The sequence below is a fragment of the Paenibacillus qinlingensis genome, assembly GCF_013204845.1.
GTDB classification, from domain to species: Bacteria; Bacillota; Bacilli; order Paenibacillales; family NBRC-103111; genus Paenibacillus_E; species Paenibacillus_E qinlingensis.
Window position 1 is genome coordinate 319342 of record NZ_JABMKY010000006.1, and the last position, 17820, is coordinate 337161.

Consider the following 17820-nt stretch of genomic DNA (forward strand, 5'->3'; position numbering starts at 1 on the left):
TCCATTGAAAGGGGCGCTTGACGATGTGGGTAGAAGCGTTAACGCATGCTGTAGAGAAAACACGGCGAAATATAGATAAATTTCAGAATCTTTTTCCGTGGACGGGACTTGATGGCGGCGCTTATAAAAGGAGTGATCACCAGGACTGGACCGAGGGTTTCTGGTCCGGCATGCTTTGGCTTAGCTATGAAGCGACTGGAGACCAGGCGTTCCGGGATGCGGCGGTACGTACTGTGCACAGCTTCCGCAATCGACTTGATTCGTTCAAGGTGTTGGATCACCATGATATTGGCTTTCTCTATTTGCCTTCGGCGGTGGCGTGGTGGATGCTGGAAGGTAACGAAGAGGGAAAGATGCTGGGGTTAGAAGCAGCGGATGTACTTGTGAAAAGGTGGCGTCCTGCTGGAGGATACATTCAGGCTTGGGGACCTGCGGGCGATCCCCAAAATGGCGGCCGCATCATCATCGACTGCTTGCTGAACATTCCGCTTTTGTACTGGGCGTATGAAAAGACTGGCAATAAGATGTACTTGGAAGTTGCGCTTGCCCATGCCGAGAAGAGCCGTCGCTATCTGGTACGTGGGGATGATTCCTCGTACCATACGTTCTATTTTGACCAGGAGAACGGTGAACCGGTTGGGGGCGGTACGCACCAGGGCTATAATGATGGCTCAACGTGGACGCGCGGACAGGCTTGGGGCATTTACGGATTTATTCTTTCGTATAAATATACGAAGAATCCGATGTATCTGGAAGTATCGCGCCGAATGGCCAATTATTTCATCTCGCGTCTTCCAGCGGATCAGGTGACGTATTGGGACTTTGATGTACCGATTGAAGCGGAAACGCCAAGGGACAGCTCAGCTACTGCGATTGCATGCTGCGGTATGTTGGAGCTCGTGGACTGCTTGCCGGAAGGAGATCCTGATCGAGAGCGATTCGAAAGAGCGGTGTTTCGCTGCATGAAGTCGCTGACGGAGAACTATTTGACGACCGATGATCCGGATGCAGAAGGCTTGCTGCGTCATGGTTCCTACCATGTAAGAGGAGGCATGTCACCGGATGACTTCGTCATCTGGGGGGATTACTTCTACATGGAGGCGTTAATGCGGCTTGTCCGTGGGGTTTCGGGGTATTGGTATGAAAGGGAATTGAATTAATGTAGGAAGTGAAAGTCCGCTGTCTCCTGATCGGGAGGCAGCGGACTTTGTTTGCATCATTATCTTGCTGGATTGGAAACCAGCGATTTCAAGGAATCCTGCTGCGCTGTCGCATACCAACTGCTCGGTATGACGTCGCGTTCTAACTCCAGCAACTCTTCAATGATACGATCAGCGTCGGCAATGGAATTGACCAACGGATCTGTCAACATAGCCCGTCTCAGCTTCTCGCGACTGCCTTCAACAACAGCTTCTGCTGTCAGTTCATGCGCATCCAGGACGAGTTCCTGCAAGCCACGAAGTCCCCGAGGCATGTCGCCAACTGGTAACGGTTTGATTCCATCCATTGATACTTCACATAACAACTCTAAGAAAGCATCGTCATTCATATTGGGCACAGCACCTTGATTTGTAGTGTTAATATAGTAAGGTTTGCCCAAATCTCCGACCATATTCTCGATAATATCCGTCGCGTGATCGGGTCCGAAAGTGTCCATATACGATTGGATAGGGATTCTTCCCTCGATGAAGTCGTCGACTTGTTTCCACATGGCATCATGCCGGATATAACGTGCTTCTGTTTCCCATATGGATAACGGAGCAATGGCATCCGGTGTACGACCGAGACCCTGCCAGAAGCGCAGATATTCTTTCGTGTGAGGCGTACATGTCGGTACATAACCGTAAATATCATATAATTGATAGCTTATGGCATCATTGTCCTTCGCTTTCGCGCCAGTATCCCCCCCAGCGGTTTCAGTTTCAGCAGATTGCTTCATGGAAGCTGCAATACGAGGCATGACATCGGCACCATCATAGTCCGCTTGGAGCATCCAAGTAAAATGATTGACGCCAGCAATGCGCAGATCGAAGCGACTGTCCATATCCGCCGTATATTCGCTTGGATCTGCTACGATTCCCGCACGCCAAGCATAGTTGATTTTCTTTCCTGGCATATGATGTCCATCGCATAAAGCGAAGCTCTTCAGCTTCGGCGCGTAACGGCTCAAGGCAATCCCGTGAACGGCGGATGGGTTAATGTAATTGATAACCCACGCATCAGGGCATAATGCTTCGATGTCGCGCGCACAATCCATAATGACAGGGAGTTCCCGCATAGCCCTGAAAATACCACCTGGACCAATTGTGTCACCGGAGCACATCCGAATGCCGTATTTCTCCGAAATAGCGCAATCAATACCTCTATACTTAACCGTATCTTCGGCAAAGCTAAGTACGACGAAATCAGCACCTGGCAACACGTCTCTACGGTCGGTAGAACCTTCAATTACTAATTCTACTTGATTTTCTGCAGCGACCATTTTAGCTAAAGTCACCATCTTGTTCAATCGTTTCTCATCCGTATCCACCAAAGCAAGCGTGCCTTTGTTCAAGTATTCGGAATGCACCATTTGCCAGATGGACTGGCGACCGAAAAATAAACTTCCTGCTCCGATTACGACAACCTTGGGTTTCTGAATCTGCGTAGTAGACATGATAATTTCCTCCATTTCAGGGTATGCCTTAATTATAAGAGAATAGATCAGAGAGGAAATGCAGGAAAGTTCCACATAGATGTCAAATAGTATGATTTATAGCTTGTTAATTAATCAGTAAATATAAAGACTTAGGAATTTAACGTCAAAAAGTAAGGGGGAGATCACCCGGTGAAGGGCACGGATCTATTTAATGATCTGTCGGAGCATGTCTCGTTACGCATTACGTCTTATAATACGATCCTCCATAACGCAGGTTGGGTAGAAAGCAAGTCCCATCATAATTATGATCTTTGGCTGATCCAAGAAGGGCAAGTCGAGATTCAGGCAGGGAAGACGATCCATACAGCGACGGCTGGCGATCTGGTGTTGTTTTACCCTGGAATTCCTTATACGGCGATGAACGGCAATCAAGCATGCCGCTTTATTTATCTTCATTTTGATTTTGGTCTAGGGGAGCAGCAACGGATTCTGGCGTCTTTCCCTTTGAGCGGTATTGTGCAAGGAAGCCTTATTGAAGTAGAAACAGATGGTTTGCGTAAAATTTTTCAGGAGAATTTGCATGGGATTGGCATGTCTGGCATGCGGTTGAAGGGCAGTTTGATGATTGTGATCGCCCGAATCCTGGAATGTTATGGAGCCGGAACGTACAAGGGGGAATTCCTGATTGATTTGGTCAGGCATGAGCATGCTGGAAATTTAGTGTTTTTGCAATCCACCATCCGGTATATTCAGGAGAACTTGCATCGACCTATCCGTATTACTGAATTGGCCGAGGTGGCTGGGATGTCGGAGAAATATTTTATCCGGTATTTCAAACAAGCATTGGGTGTTACACCAGGCCAGTATATGTTCCAACTAAGGATGAACCGAGCGAGAGACTTGGTCTACACGCAGCGTTATTCGATGCAGCAAGTCGCTTCCCTTTTAGGTTACCCTGATGCATATTCTTTCTCCAAAGCATTCAAGAAACACTACAAAGTGCCTCCAAGCAAATTCGTATAAACAGTAACTTGCCATTGGCGTGGTTGCTGTTTTTTGTTATTCATTCAGCCGATTTTGAAGTCGAATAGGCTGATGTTAAACTATTTTTCGCGTTAGACAGTTCGCTATACTGAAGAAGCATTGGATTCGAATATCCGTTCTGAATGTAATGAAGGAGGGGAGTGCACAGGGAGCGGAAGTTTGAAAACGATTACATGAATCGAGGAGGTTTTGTAATGAGTAAGCGGGGAACACGAATAATCGCTGGAATGATGGCTATTTGGATGGCTTTATTTATGGGGGTATTTCCACCGGATGCGGCTTATGGATATGAGCCTGAGATCGTAGAGAATGGCATTCAAGCGGCTTATTATGTCTCGACGGATGGTGATGATGAGAATCCAGGAACAGAGGCGCTACCGTTTGCTACCTTGCAGAAAGCCCAGCAAGTTGTTCGCGAAGCCAATGATGAGATGACCGGTGATATCGTAGTCTATCTGAGCGGAGGGCGTTACACGCAAACGACAACTTGGCAGTTGAATGAGAGTGATTCCGGAACGGAAGGGTATACCGTCATTTATGCTGCTTACGGGAATGAGAAACCTGTCATCGAAGGTGGTAGGGATATTACTGGCTGGACCCTATACGATGAAGAGAACGATATTTATGCAGCATCGGCGGTGAATCTAAAAACTCGGCAACTATATATCAACGGAATCCGAGCCACACGGGCAAGGATGGAGGGTGGGTTAACGAATTCGGTCAAGAATTCAACGGGGTATGTGAGTGATGATCTCTGGCTTGCAGATTTGCAGCGACCAAGCGATGTGGAAGCAGTGTTCAAGGGAGCATGGACCTCTCCCCGGGTGAGGGTTCAGTCCATTACGGCGCAGTCCGGGAAGGCGGCAATCACGTTAAACTCCTCTTTGTGGACATCGGTGATGAACCGTTCGCATTTGGAACAGTGGTACCTAGAGAATGCGTATGAATTTCTCGACGAAGCCGGGGAATGGTACCTGGACGATCAATCCGAGACCCTATACTACAAACCAAGACCAGGCGAGAACATGGGAAGCGCGGTTGTAACTGCGCCAGTATTGGAGAATTTGGTCACGATTGCTGGTGGAAGCGTCTCTACACCGGTCCATAATATCCGGTTTGAGGGAATCGGCTTTGCATATTCGACTTGGATGCAGCCCACCGATGAGGGAGGGTGGATTGATGAGCAGAATAATTACAAGGTCGGAACGCTAGAACTGCCGAAAGCCGCCATTACCGTGCAATATGCTCAGAATATGGCGTTCGAACGCAACGATTTCTCACGCATGGGTGGAACAGGTGTAAATTTGCTAGCTGGGGTTCAGAACTACCTGATTCAAGGTAGCCGATTCTATGATATTTCTGGTTCAGCCATCAATGCTGGACAGACTTCAAAGAAAACGGCGTCCATTTACAATCCTTCGGATGAGCGGGAAATCCTGAAGAACAATGATATTCTGAACAACTATATTCATGACATTGGCGTTGAGTATAAAGGTTCGACGGCGGTTACGGTAGCCTTCCCAATGGACATTGATATCTCACATAACGAAATTTTTAATGTTCCTTATTCGGGAATCAGCTTCTTCGGGAGCGTATACGCTCCGGTGACGACAACGGTGAATGCGAAGGTGCAAGACAATTTTATTCATCATCTCATGGGTGAGGGAATCTTTGATGGCGGTGCAATTTATGCATTTGGCGTAACAGGCGGCACTACGTTGAATCCGAATGTTATCTCTGGTAATTATATTAAGAATCAGATGAACCGCTATTCCACTATTTATATGGACCAATCCTCTGATTTTTGGAAAATAGCAAACAATGTTGTCGATCTTCGAGCTACGCCGATCTGGGACGATATATATGATACGAACTGGGCGTTTACGAATGTTAACACGCATGACATTGTGCTAGATAACAATTACAGTACGACGAGTGCTTTCTGGAATAAGAGTGCAAGTGACAGTAATGTCAAAACGAACGACCATATCTACCCGAATGGCAATTGGCCCATAGAGGCACAAACGATTATCGCAAATGCGGGCCTTCAGCAGGCTTATCAGGATATTGCGCAGGGAACCATTGAGATTCTAAATGTTCCGGATGCTCTAAACTTAGCTTCAGAGGATGAAGTGACGCTTCCACTTCAAGCGGAGACGGGGCATGGGACGGCTATTCATCTTGCTTCTGCACAAACGTATTATGAAAGCAAAGATCCATCGATCGCTACCGTTGATGCAAGTGGAACGGTTACTGCGGTGGATTCTGGTCATACCGTTATCATCATGTATGTGTATATGAATCATAGTTTGGTTCGGAAAACGATTGACGTCTACGTGGACGACGAGCTGGATGATATTGATGTGTACTATGCGCTCGAAAATGTGAAGCATGTTGTACCGGCGAGTATGACTTTCGCTCCTGGCAGCACAAGGCAATTGGTGGCCCGCGGAATTACGAGAGAAGGCCAAATTCTTGGTGGAACAGATATGACGATTTCCAGCAACAATGCCTCTGTCGCAACAGTTGTCTACGGACTACTCACAACGCTTGCGCCTGGCACAGCTGAAATAACGTTCACGAGTTCACTTAATGGTATCACTGTGAGCAAAGAAGTTGACATTCATGTTGTGGATTTCAGCGAAACGAATAGCCTGAGTGTTCCGGCGTATTCTATCAATGGTGCAATTCGGGATCCTCGGAACTGGTATTCCAAACTGACCAGCGGTACGATTGCCCCAGGTGAAGACACGCTGGAGATTAATACGCCAGGAAGCGGATACGCGATCTATGAAGATCGGACATTCGGAGACGAATTGCTATCGATGAATTTGAAAATTAACGCGACCGGCGGGTGGCCTTCCATCGTACTTCGCAGTCAAAAAGTTGAGAAGGACTTTGCAGCTACCGACAACAGCCTGTACATGATCTGTTTCAAACCGAATATCATTGAATTGCATCGCTTCTCTGGAGGTGTTCGAACAGTTTTCTTTGGAGAGATCTCTGGATTCGACAGTCTCGGGGCAGCCTCCTATCCGAATACGTCGATGCCATTCCACGAGACGCATTTCGTGCAAGCAGGCGCGGTTACGGAAAGTGATGGCGTAAGAATTATTTTGAATGTGGACGGGGTGAACGTCTTTACTTATCGAGATACAAGCCCTGATCGGATAACGGAAGATGGCTATTTCGGTCTGTATGCCCGATCCGGCAGCATGACACTCAGTGAAACAGATTTGGGTTTACCGGGTGAGGACGTGGTGCCGATTCCCAAAGATCCGACTGCTTCACTTACAGGAGTCGGCAAGGCGATCACGAACTCGAACATTACGCTTACCGGCGCAGTTGTGCCTAACAGCACACTGAACCTGACGGTTGCAGAAATCACTTACGATCCCGATATTTTTGAGTTTAAAGCTGTCTCTTCTCTGCATGATGGCATATCGGTCAGTGTGACGGGAGCGGTATATGGGATGGTTCAGCTTACTTTTTCAGGTACAGGGACGACATTAAGCGGATATAATGCGATCGATCTGTTCGCAGCGACCTTTAAAGCGAAGACGGTGGCGTCATCTTCGAACATTCTGCTATCCGGTATTTCACTGACAGATATGAATGAAGACGAGGTGGATACAGATCCAGTTGCGAAACAAATTGTTGTTTCGGCCCCGGTCACAGGCGGTATTTATGAGAGCTTCGATACTTACACCACGGGGAATATTAGTGGAGCATCTGGTTACGTGGTATCGCCAACGAACCTAGGGTATTTTACAATCCAGAACTCACCTACAGAAGCGGATAAAAGCATGCATCTCTATAAGACTTCTACGACAGATACGGCTTCAACCACGACGACCAAAATTTACAGCACAGCTGGAATCGCGGGGAAGGTCAAGGTATCCTATCAGGTCATGAAAGAGAGTGGCGTGACGAATCCGCAAAGCTTCGTGAATTTCCGCGATAAGAGCGGCAAAGTGATCGCGACCGTCATTGTTGACTCCACACTGCGAGTGAAGCTGGATCAGGATTATACACTCGTAAGTACGGCGTATTTGCAAGAGAACATGTGGTACCAAGTGACATTGGAGCTTGATTTCGATGCACATACGGCTAGTGTAAAAGTTCAGGAAATGGCAGGTGCAGGGCGTACATGGACATCAGGGGTGCAGTCCATGCAGAATGTACTGGCAGCTAACATCTCCAGAGTGGAATATGTGCTGTGGAGTACCCGTACAGGTGCTTATTCTTATAATAATTTGGCGATTGAGCCGATGGGGAGCTGAATCCAGAAAGTGAGGAACAAGTGGGAGAAATGAGTGAGGAGCGGAACAACGGTGTGAGGAGATTCTATCGTGAGTCTGAGGATAGAGGGAATCATCATCGCATGCAGCAATACACGGAGCTGACGGCCTGGATTACGAGACTGCAGGATCAATCAGGAACTCGAAGACAGACGTATTTTACGCCGGATTATACGGATTGTCAGACTTATAGTAGCAGCATTGCGCACTATCGGAAGGAATTTGCTGCGATGGTGGGGCTTCCTCGGTTGACATCTAGCCATGAGGAGACAGCAATTGAGCCACTTGAGGAGGCTGCCTACGAGCTGATTGGGGAGGATGAACTCGGTGAGATTTACCGGGTCACAATTCCGGTGCGAGAGGGATTACATGCCTACGGGTTACTTATGCGTCCGACTGGCAAGGGACCGTTTCCCTTGGTGATCTCGCAGCACGGGGGGCAGGGAATACCTGAAATGACGGCTGGCTTCTTCGATTCGGCTAATTACAATGACATGAGCCGCAGAATTGTACAGCGGGGAGTCGCAGTCTTCGCCCCTCAGTTGTTGCTCTGGGAGACTGGTCGTTTCGGACCCGTATTCGACCGCAAGCAGATCGATGTCCAGCTGAAGCAGCTGGGAAGTTCAATCACTGCGCTTGAATTGTTCAAAATTCAGCGCAGCCTGGATCATCTGCTCGAGCGTCCAGACATTGATGCGAAGCGGGTCGGCATGGTAGGACTTTCCTACGGCGGATTTTATACGCTGTTTGCTACTGCTTTGGATCCGCGGATCGGTGTTGCGGTGTCCTCCTGCTTCGTGAATGACCGGTTTACCCATGGGCGTTCGGATTGGACCTGGCACAATTCCGGCAACATGTTTCTCGATGCGGAAGTGTGCGGATTGATTTGCCCGAGACCCCTGTATATCGAAGGGGGATCACGAGATGAATTGTTCGGTATCCAAGGCTTTGTGGAAGAGAGTCGTCGGGGGCGGGTGCATTACGATAGGCTGGTTATCGGCGATCGTTTCAAGGCCGTTGTGTTTGATGGCGCTCACGAGTTTAATCCTCAAGATGAGCCGATAAATTTTCTTATGAAATACTTATAAGGATCGTAATGTGAGGCCCGAGGATTCTTGATCTCGGGCCTTTTCTAGCCATTCGGTTACAGAATGCTATTTGGCGATCTTCGATACTTCTGGCAAATAGCTGGATTTTCTACATTTAAATCATTCGATTTTCTAAGTAAACTCATATTATATGGATAACATACAGTTAAATTTAACCATTATACCTGATCTGAACAAAATAGGCATAATTAACTTCATGTTTTCCATTTAAATCGATTTTTTGCGAAAAATCCCCGTAAAAAGCTGTATATTTTCCAGTTATACAGGCTGTGTAGCGTACAAGCCGCTCCATAACTTACCTTGTGGAGTATATACTTTCGGCCGTTGTACTCCAAAATCGGATAACACGGAAAACCTACCGTATTTAAAGCCCATTCGGACGATATTGCAGTATTTGGCTCCAGTCATCTGGTATATACTTCGAATTGTCTAGTCGAGGATGCAGCGCTTTATAGATATTCAGGATTGTAAGCGCTATACTGAAACTGGAACATCCAACAGGGGAAATGGGGTCCAAAACCATGATTAAGAAGTTTTTCCAAGTGTCAGCAATTCTCTCCTTAACGTCGGCAGTTCTATTGGCAGGCTGTCAGAATAAAGAAGCGCAGCAAGCTACGACTGAGTCTTCACCAACTCAGCAGAAAGCGCTCGAGCCCGTAAATCTCAAGTATTATTTCTTTGGTGTATCCAAGCCAGGAGATCAGGAAGTGTACGATGGGATTAACAAGATGTTGAAAGAGAAAATCAATACGACGGTAGAATTCATTAAAGTACCCAACGGGGATTACACGCAAAAAATGTCCGTTATGGTGAACGCACGCGAGGAGTTCGATCTAGCCTTTACCTCGCCGGCCTACTTAAATTATTTTGATCAAGCAGCCAAAGGTTCGTTCGTAGATATTTCAACTCTGCTTCCTAAATATGCACCAGAGACATATAAGCTGTTAAAACCAGCCATTTGGGACGCGGCCAAAGTGAACGGCAAAATCTATGCTAGCATCAATCAACAAATTTTTGCTCGTCAGTCAGGGTTTAATGTGAATAAAGCACTAGCGGACAAATACAATTTTAATCCTAAGAGCGTAAAGAAGCTGTCGGATCTAATTCCATATCTGGACAATGTGAAAGCGGGAGAGTCAGCGGAAAAAACGGACCAACTTTATAATGCGCAGATTAAGAATAATGTGTTCAATTATTTCTTCCCGTCCTATGAATGGGAATCGATTGGCGGTTCAGACGTGCCCGGCGCGGCCAAATCTTTGGATTCCAATCCAAAAGTGTTCAATGAATACGATACACCAGAATTTAAGGATTTTATTATGACACTGAAAGATTTCCAGAAGAAAGGTCTCATCGCCAAAGATTCATTAACAAGACCAACTTTTGATGCTACGAAATATATGGCTGCGCCAATCGCGACATTAATGCCAGGCATTGAGGAGACCGTTAAGAACACGCACAAGGCTGATCAATACATTATTCCACTCGGCGATCCCATTCTAACGTCACCGAATGCTATCGCAACGATGACAGCTATTTCAACTACATCCAAGCATCCAGAGCGTGCATTAATGGTGATTGAGTTACTGAATACAGACAAAGATTTGTATAATTTACTTGTATGGGGTACCGAGGGTGTTGATTACAAGAAGATCGGCGACAAAAGAATAGAGCCTCTGCCAGGTGCCAAGTACGGTCCCGCTTATGGATGGATGTTCGGTAATCAGTTCAATGCTTATATTAGCGGCACACAGCCAGATGATGTATGGGAGAAAACCAAAGCTTTGAACGAGTCAGCTAAGGTATCGACACTATACGGTTTTAGCTTTAACGTGGACAGTATCAAGGCTGAAAGTGCGAACAGTGCAGCCATCGTTAACGAATACAGAGCTGCATTCAACACCGGCATGTTTGGGGATGACACGGAGAAGAAATACAATGAATTCCTCGCCAAACTGAAGACAGCTGGCATAGATAAGGTGCTGGCAGAGAAACAGAAGCAGGTTGATGCCTTTATAGCTTCGAAGAAATAAACAGCTTGCCCTGATAAGGCAAGCGATAGATCCAGCATCCAAATGATCTTGAAGATGATTTTTGATCATCTACGAGATCATTTGGATTTTCCGTTTCATTTCACTAGGGGGGCGTACGATGTTCACGTTCATTAGCCGCAACAAAAGAGGCGCCATGCTCAGCTACTTCAAGATCTTCATCTCCTTCGTCGCCATCGTAATGGCGGCGAATATCGTGATGTCCTCTTCGATGTATGTGAATTATGAGCGGCATTCCATTAAACAGGTTCAGACGTATACAGCGGAAGAGCTCGCTCAAATCAGTTATAGCACGAACTTTATGTTCGAGGCAGCCAAGATGACGTTGATGCAGCTGTACGCCAACCCTTCTGTACTTAAGCTATTAAATCAAGTGGATTTAAGTGAGCTTGAAACGGCTTCGCTGCTTAGTCAGGTGGGGGTGGTTAATATCAACCTGCCATTCCTGAATTCCATCTATATTTATAATAAACGAGCGAATTTAATTTATTTTGATGGAAAGGCCTTTCCCATTTCGACTTTTCCCGATCAAGATATGATTCATAGGCTAAAAGACGGCGGAATGGCCAATCTGCATCCGATTGCACGCAAAATCCCTTCACCTACCGGCTACACGCAATTGCTTACGGAACGACCTGAAAAGGATGAAATCTACTCTTTCGTCTTCTATGACGGCAACTCGACTCAGATCGATAATGCGCTTGTTCTCAATGTGTCACAGAAGTGGCTCAAGAATACCATTGAATCGATGGATCCGCGAATGAGCAACAATACGTTGGTGGTAGATTCGTCCGGAATGATTGTGTTGGGGAATGAACGCTATACCTATTTGGATCATATCCAGGATAGCGATGATGATTTGAATGAGATTAGTAATCAGAGCAGCCCTTCTGGTTATTTGATCAAATCAATCGACGAGGTAAAGTATTTAATTACCTATGTGTCTTCCCCCATTTTGGATTGGAAATATATTAAATTTACGCCTTACGAGGCTGTCTCAGGTAAACTGAAGCAAGTCATGTTATGGACACTGATCATCTTTCTCGTGGTCACGCTGCTTTCGGTGCTGGCTGTCAGATACATTTCCAAATTCGTGTACGGACTGTTCAGCAGTAAGATTCGCGAGTTAGAGAACAAATATGACAATGAGAAAACGAGCGGATTTGAGAAGAAGCAGCAGTTTTTACGGATGTTAGTGACGAAGAAAATGGAAGACGGGATGGTGCGAAAGAGACTGGCTCGTTACGGCATTAACTTTGAATTGGATAGGGGCTTTATGACGGTCCTTTTCAAAATCGACCACTATGAGCAATTTGGCGAGCAGTACTCATTAGAGGATCGCGCTTTACTATCCTATGGGATGATGAACGTGATTGGGGAATTGGCCAGCGCTCATTTCAGGAATGAGGCGGTCGATCTTGGGGACGGGTACATCGGCTTGTTGCTCAATCTGGATGATCAGGACAGTGAGGAAATTGCTGTCAACTTAGAAGAATTGGTAAAAAACATCCAGGACAACGTGGAGAAGTTTCTTGGTGCGTCGCTTTCAGCGGCACTGGGTGAAAGTTTGGAGGAAATGGAGGAGCTTCCTGGAAGCATCAGTTTATGCCGGGAAGCGTTGGCATACAAATTATTTTATGGACCGCGTTCACTGCTTTACGTATCAGGCATCAAGGAGATCAAGAAGAAGGATTACTTATTTCCTGAGCAGGCAGTGGCCACGATCATAGATGCATTACTTGAGGGAGACGATGAAGCGGTTCGATTAAGTTGTAGGCGGATGATTGAAAGCACACGTGGCTATTCCATCGCTAGTTTGCAGTCTACGGTGCTCCGATTAGCGCTCTCGCTGAAAGAAGGTATGCAGAAGTTTCCTGTACTAGCCGATGAAATTCACTATGGACCGTTTATAGATTTAGCAGGTCGTATAGCTGGCTTCGAGACGTTGGATGAGATGATAGATAAGCTGAATGAGCGATTCGAAGGTGTCCTGGAGGTCATTCACCGTTCGCAAAAAACGATTAGGAAGTATGAGCGTTACAGCGGTATTTTGAGTCAAGTGCAAGCGTTCGTGGAGCAGGATTATGCGAATCCGAATCTCAATCCGGAACTGATTGCGGAGCACCTGCAATTATCGGCCAAGTACTTAAGGACCTTATATCTGAAAGCATCGGGTGAATCATTAGGCGAGTACATTACGCGTTTTCGTTTGGATCAAGCTAAATCTTTGTTGGAAAATATAGAAACAACCGTTCAAGAGGCAGCTGCACGCAGCGGTTTTGTTAATATTAATTACTTCTATACTTTGTTCAAAAAATACAACGGCATAACGCCCAATGAGTTCAGGAGTCTTACGAACTCGGAGCCTACCTGATGCCATGCTGGCAAAATTCCTATACGAAAACCGACCAACACATCCTGTTGATCGGTTTTTTCGCGTTCAACAGCTGCCCTAGACTTCAAAAGTGGCTTAATGTGAACTGCTTCCATAATTGAAGCCCAATTGGACAATATTGCAGTATTCGAGGGAAATAAGTGACGTATATACTTAGGCCATAAGTCGAGCAATCGCTGTTTAGATTATGCAGAAAAGGAGTGCAAACGTAATGAATGTGGGGATCCCTCGCAAGAAGCGCAAACGCTTCATCAGCCATTGGCAATTAATCGTCATGTCGCTGCCAGCCATTATTAAGATATTTGTGTTTGCTTATCTGCCCATGGTTGGCATTATTATGGCGTTTAAAGATTATGTACCGACGAAGGGAATCTTGGGAAGTCCGTGGAACGGCTTTGACAATTTCAAGTTTTTCTTTCAGTCAGCAGATGCCTGGCGGATTTTACGCAATACAATTGGGCTCAATGGACTTCTCATTGTTGTAGAATTGCTGGCTGGTGTCTTTTTCGCCCTGCTGTTATATGAGGTTGCTGGCAAAAAAACATTGAAGGTATATCAATCGGTCATGTTTTTCCCTTATTTCTTCTCTTGGGTATTGGTCGGTTTGATGCTGACAACCTTATTGAATCCGTCGACTGGCTTGTTGTCTACGCTGATCCGCAAGATGACAGGATATGAAGTGGCGTTCTACTCTGAGCCGTGGTATTGGCTCATCATACTTCCGCTTGTCGCGATCTGGAAGGGAACGGGATTCAGCAGTCTAATCTACTATTCGGCGCTCATGAGCATTGACAAGGAGCTCTTCGAGGCTGCCGAGATTGATGGAGCGACGAAAGTGCAATCCGTTCGACATATTTCCATTCCATTTCTAGCGCCGATGATGGTGATGTTGACAATACTTGCGATCGGACATATTATGCGTGCAGATTTCGGTTTATTCTATTTTGTGCCGCGAAACGTAAGCGCATTGTTCCCTGTCACGGATGTCTTGGATACGTACGTGTTCCGCGCGCTAACTGTGAATGGTGATTTCGCTATGAGCTCAGCCGTAGGGCTGTTTCAATCCGTTGTTGGCTTCATCTTGATCTTGGGGACGAACCGCGTGGCCAAAATGTTCAACAAAGAATATGGATTATTTTAAGGTGGGAAGTGGCCGAATGATGATGAAGAAAAATACCTTTCACAAATGGCTAGTCCACATGTGCCTGATACTGTTCTGTGCAATGTGCTTGCTGCCTCTTGTACTTACCATATCGATATCGTTGACGGATGGAGCAGTGATTCAAACCTATGGCTATCAGCTGATTCCGAAAAAGTTTTCTTGGGAAGCTTATCAATTCATATGGATGGATCCATCCTCTTTGCTGGCGGGTTACAGGAATTCACTTTTCATTGTCGTTATCGGAACGATAGGCAATCTACTGGTGACATCGATGATTGCCTACGCATTGGCCAGACGAGATTTCCAATTGCGGAATGCGATTTCCTTCTATATTTTCGTAACGATGATATTCTCTGGCGGTATTGTGCCGCTTTATATTCTTATCGTGCAGTATTTGGAATGGAAGAACTCGCTGATCTCGTTAATTATTCCTGCCTTTGCAGCGCCTTTTCAAATATTTATGCTGAGGGTATTTTTTCAAGAAATTCCTGCTCCGCTTATTGAATCGGCGAAGATCGACGGGGCTTCCGATTTCAGAACCTATTGGAGCATCGTGCTGCCGCTCTCGAAGCCTGCGCTAGCAACGGTAGCGTTGATGATGACTCTACATTACTGGAACGAAACGTTTAATGCCATTTTGTATATCGATAAAGTCGCTTTGTATCCCATTCAGCTCATTCTAAAGAACATTACGTCCTACATTGAATTGGTAAAAGGGAGTGGCGTCGACCCGATGGGCAATCCCATTAGTGCTTCCGACGTGCCTACGGATGCGATCATGTACGCCATGATGGTACTTACCTCGCTGCCAGTCATGTTTCTGTTCGGGTTTTTGCAAAAATATTTTGTCAAAGGACTGACGATTGGTGCAGTCAAAGGGTGAATGGGTGACAACTTCACTCCATTAGAAACGAAGTGAAAGGATTGATTTTGCGATGAATAAGTTAAGAGTTGGTATTATTGGTGCTGGGAAAATTTTTGCCGGTTCGCATGCCCCTGCGTGGGTATCCAGTCCTCATGTGGAAATCGTAGCGATATGTGATACACATCTCCCCAATGGGGAAGAGCAGGCGAATAAGTTGAGCGTTAGTCGTGTGTATCGTGATTATAAAGATATGTTGGAGCAGGAAACGCTGGATGTGGTCGGCGTTAGTACGCCGAACATCTACCACTCCGAGGTATCCATTGCAGCACTGGAACGCGGCCTTCACGTATTCTGTGAGAAGCCGGATGCTGTGAGTCCTGAGGAAGCTCAGAAGATGGCCGATGCAGCCAAGCGCTCAGGCAAGGTGCTGATGGTGATGCGCAATAATCGGTTCACACCGCAGGCGAAATTCCTCAAACGTTACATCGAGTCAGGTGCAATGGGCGAGATTTATACAGGCAGAACAGGATGGATTCGGCGCAGAGGTATTCCTGGTCGCGGAGGATGGTTCACAACCAAGGCCATGTCTGGAGGGGGGCCATTAATCGATCTTGGTGTGCATATGATTGATGTGGCCATTTGGATGATGGGCAATCCTCGTCCAATTGCTGTGAGTGGATCGGCATATACCAAGTTTGCGGATGCGAAAGTGCAAATTTCTGCCGATTCGAGATTCGGAACGACACAAGAAGGCGGAATCTTTGATGTGGAAGACCTCGCGACGGGCTTTATTCGTTTCGATAATGGTGCATCCCTGCAAATCGAGTTCAGTTGGGCATCGAACGTGGAGGATGATCTCAAGTTCATGGAGCTTCGCGGGACGAAAGCTGGATGCAGCTTGAAGAATTCTGATTTGAAGCTGATCACGGAGATTGAAGGGGTTCTCTGTGATCTATCACCTCGATTCGGGGGAAGTGAGATCAGGCCGCATGCGAGTAATATTCATCATTTCATCGCGTGTGTTCTCGGAGAGGAAGAGCCAATAAACACACCAGAGAGTGGCGTAGATATGATCCGGATTTTGAAGGCTATCTATGAATCCGCGGAAAGTGGCAGGGAAGTCAGACTTGACGAACACCAATGACATCAGGGGACGTATGAAAGCGTAAGTTCCTCCTGCGGAGCGAAAGGAGCGTCAACATGTTTGAACAATACGAAGACAGTGAGCGGTTAACTAAGTCATTTCTTGAACCATTCCGATCGCCGTATCAAGATTTCCGGTATTATGCATCTTCCGTAACTCCAGAATTACGTTTAGCCATAAATATCATAAAGCCAGAATCACCTGCACCGATTCTCGTGCAGTTGCACGGCTGGCATATGAGTATGCCTCAACCCGTTCAACGTGAACAGCCTGGTCAGTCACCATACTTGATTGTACAGGTGGATATGCGCGGGCGGGCTTTCTCGAGCGGCATGGCGGATTGCAACGGTTTGGAATTGATCGACATCTATGATGCGGTGGAGTTTGTTCGTCAGGAATATGGCGATTGGACTGTGAATCCAGAACGGGTCTACATAGAAGGCGGCAGCGGTGGTGGAGGAAATGTACTGGCTGCGGTAGCCAAGTTTCCTGATTTGTTTGCGGCAGCAACCGCTTTGTACGGCGTATCGGATTACGCACGTTGGTATGAGCAAGATCTGATCGGCGAATTCCGGGATGAGATGGATGTATGGATCGGGTGTCCTCCGCAGGATGACCCGCTAAGATATGCGGCACGAAGCGGATTGGCGCTTGGGGCTAACTTGCATACCCCCTTGTACTTGACGCATGGCGATGGAGATATTCGCATTCCCGTTATGATGTCGCGGCAGTATGTTGAGCAGCTTACCCAATTGGGTAAGGCCCATCTGGTTCAGTATGACGAATTGCCGGGCGTAGGCGATCGTAGTCATACGGGAGGGGCCACATTACAGCATCTTCATGATTTGCAAGAACGCTCGGAGGCGAATCGTCAACGGCATGATAGGCCCATCGAATTGGCTCCAATCGGTGTCTTGCTGGTCGGCGGCTACCTGTATACGAAGCATTTTCATGTACATTTGGAATCGGTAAATCAGCTGGCGACGTTGCGCTACGATTTGGACCAACAGACAATTTCCATATTTAGCGAACAACGCTGCTCTTACCGTTTGCAGTGGTCGGATGGCCAAACAGTAGAAGGGGAATGCGAGATAAAGAGTAGGAGGTAACT

General features: G+C 46.7%; 11 protein-coding genes. 10 read left to right on the top strand and 1 reads right to left on the bottom strand.

Annotated features, from left to right (window positions below; all coding sequences use genetic code 11):
* The first annotated feature begins 23 nt into the window (after positions 1 to 23).
* Positions 24 to 1160: a glycoside hydrolase family 88 protein gene (locus tag HQN88_RS14580; RefSeq protein ID WP_173113005.1), complete on the top strand. Its 1137-nt coding sequence runs from the start codon at positions 24 to 26 to the stop codon at positions 1158 to 1160.
* Positions 1161 to 1219: 59 nt separating this feature from the next.
* On the opposite strand, the gene HQN88_RS14585 is transcribed toward HQN88_RS14580, so the two are convergent.
* Positions 1220 to 2656, bottom strand: coding sequence for a family 4 glycosyl hydrolase (locus HQN88_RS14585; protein ID WP_173113009.1), 1437 nt, complete (start codon positions 2654 to 2656; stop codon positions 1220 to 1222).
* Positions 2657 to 2827: 171 nt separating this feature from the next.
* Here HQN88_RS14585 and HQN88_RS14590 point away from each other — a divergent pair, with 171 nt between their 5' ends.
* From HQN88_RS14590 to HQN88_RS14630, 9 genes are all read left to right on the top strand, one after another.
* Positions 2828 to 3661 carry an AraC family transcriptional regulator gene (locus HQN88_RS14590; RefSeq protein WP_173113012.1) on the top strand — a complete coding sequence of 278 codons (834 nt, stop codon included), beginning with the start codon at positions 2828 to 2830 and terminating at the stop codon, positions 3659 to 3661.
* Positions 3662 to 3876: 215 nt separating this feature from the next.
* Positions 3877 to 7965 carry a right-handed parallel beta-helix repeat-containing protein gene (locus HQN88_RS14595; protein WP_173113015.1) on the top strand — a complete coding sequence of 1363 codons (4089 nt, stop codon included), beginning with the start codon at positions 3877 to 3879 and terminating at the stop codon, positions 7963 to 7965.
* Between the two features lie 53 nt (positions 7966 to 8018).
* Positions 8019 to 9071, top strand: a complete 1053-nt coding sequence (locus HQN88_RS38385) for a dienelactone hydrolase family protein (RefSeq protein ID WP_173113019.1) — start codon at positions 8019 to 8021, stop codon at positions 9069 to 9071.
* A gap of 542 nt (positions 9072 to 9613) precedes the next feature.
* Positions 9614 to 11125, top strand: a complete 1512-nt coding sequence (locus HQN88_RS14605) for an ABC transporter substrate-binding protein (RefSeq protein WP_173113022.1) — start codon at positions 9614 to 9616, stop codon at positions 11123 to 11125.
* 118 nt (positions 11126 to 11243) lie between these two features.
* Complete coding sequence (locus HQN88_RS14610) at positions 11244 to 13517, top strand: helix-turn-helix domain-containing protein (protein WP_173113025.1); 2274 nt, start codon at positions 11244 to 11246, stop codon at positions 13515 to 13517.
* Between the two features lie 232 nt (positions 13518 to 13749).
* Positions 13750 to 14679, top strand: coding sequence for an ABC transporter permease (locus tag HQN88_RS14615; RefSeq protein ID WP_173113027.1), 930 nt, complete (start codon positions 13750 to 13752; stop codon positions 14677 to 14679).
* Between the two features lie 16 nt (positions 14680 to 14695).
* Positions 14696 to 15583: a carbohydrate ABC transporter permease gene (locus tag HQN88_RS14620; protein ID WP_173113030.1), complete on the top strand. Its 888-nt coding sequence runs from the start codon at positions 14696 to 14698 to the stop codon at positions 15581 to 15583.
* Between the two features lie 52 nt (positions 15584 to 15635).
* Positions 15636 to 16709, top strand: coding sequence for a Gfo/Idh/MocA family protein (locus HQN88_RS14625; RefSeq protein ID WP_173113033.1), 1074 nt, complete (start codon positions 15636 to 15638; stop codon positions 16707 to 16709).
* 56 nt (positions 16710 to 16765) lie between these two features.
* Positions 16766 to 17818 carry an alpha/beta hydrolase family protein gene (locus tag HQN88_RS14630; RefSeq protein ID WP_173113037.1) on the top strand — a complete coding sequence of 351 codons (1053 nt, stop codon included), beginning with the start codon at positions 16766 to 16768 and terminating at the stop codon, positions 17816 to 17818.
* Positions 17819 to 17820: the final 2 nt, after the last annotated feature.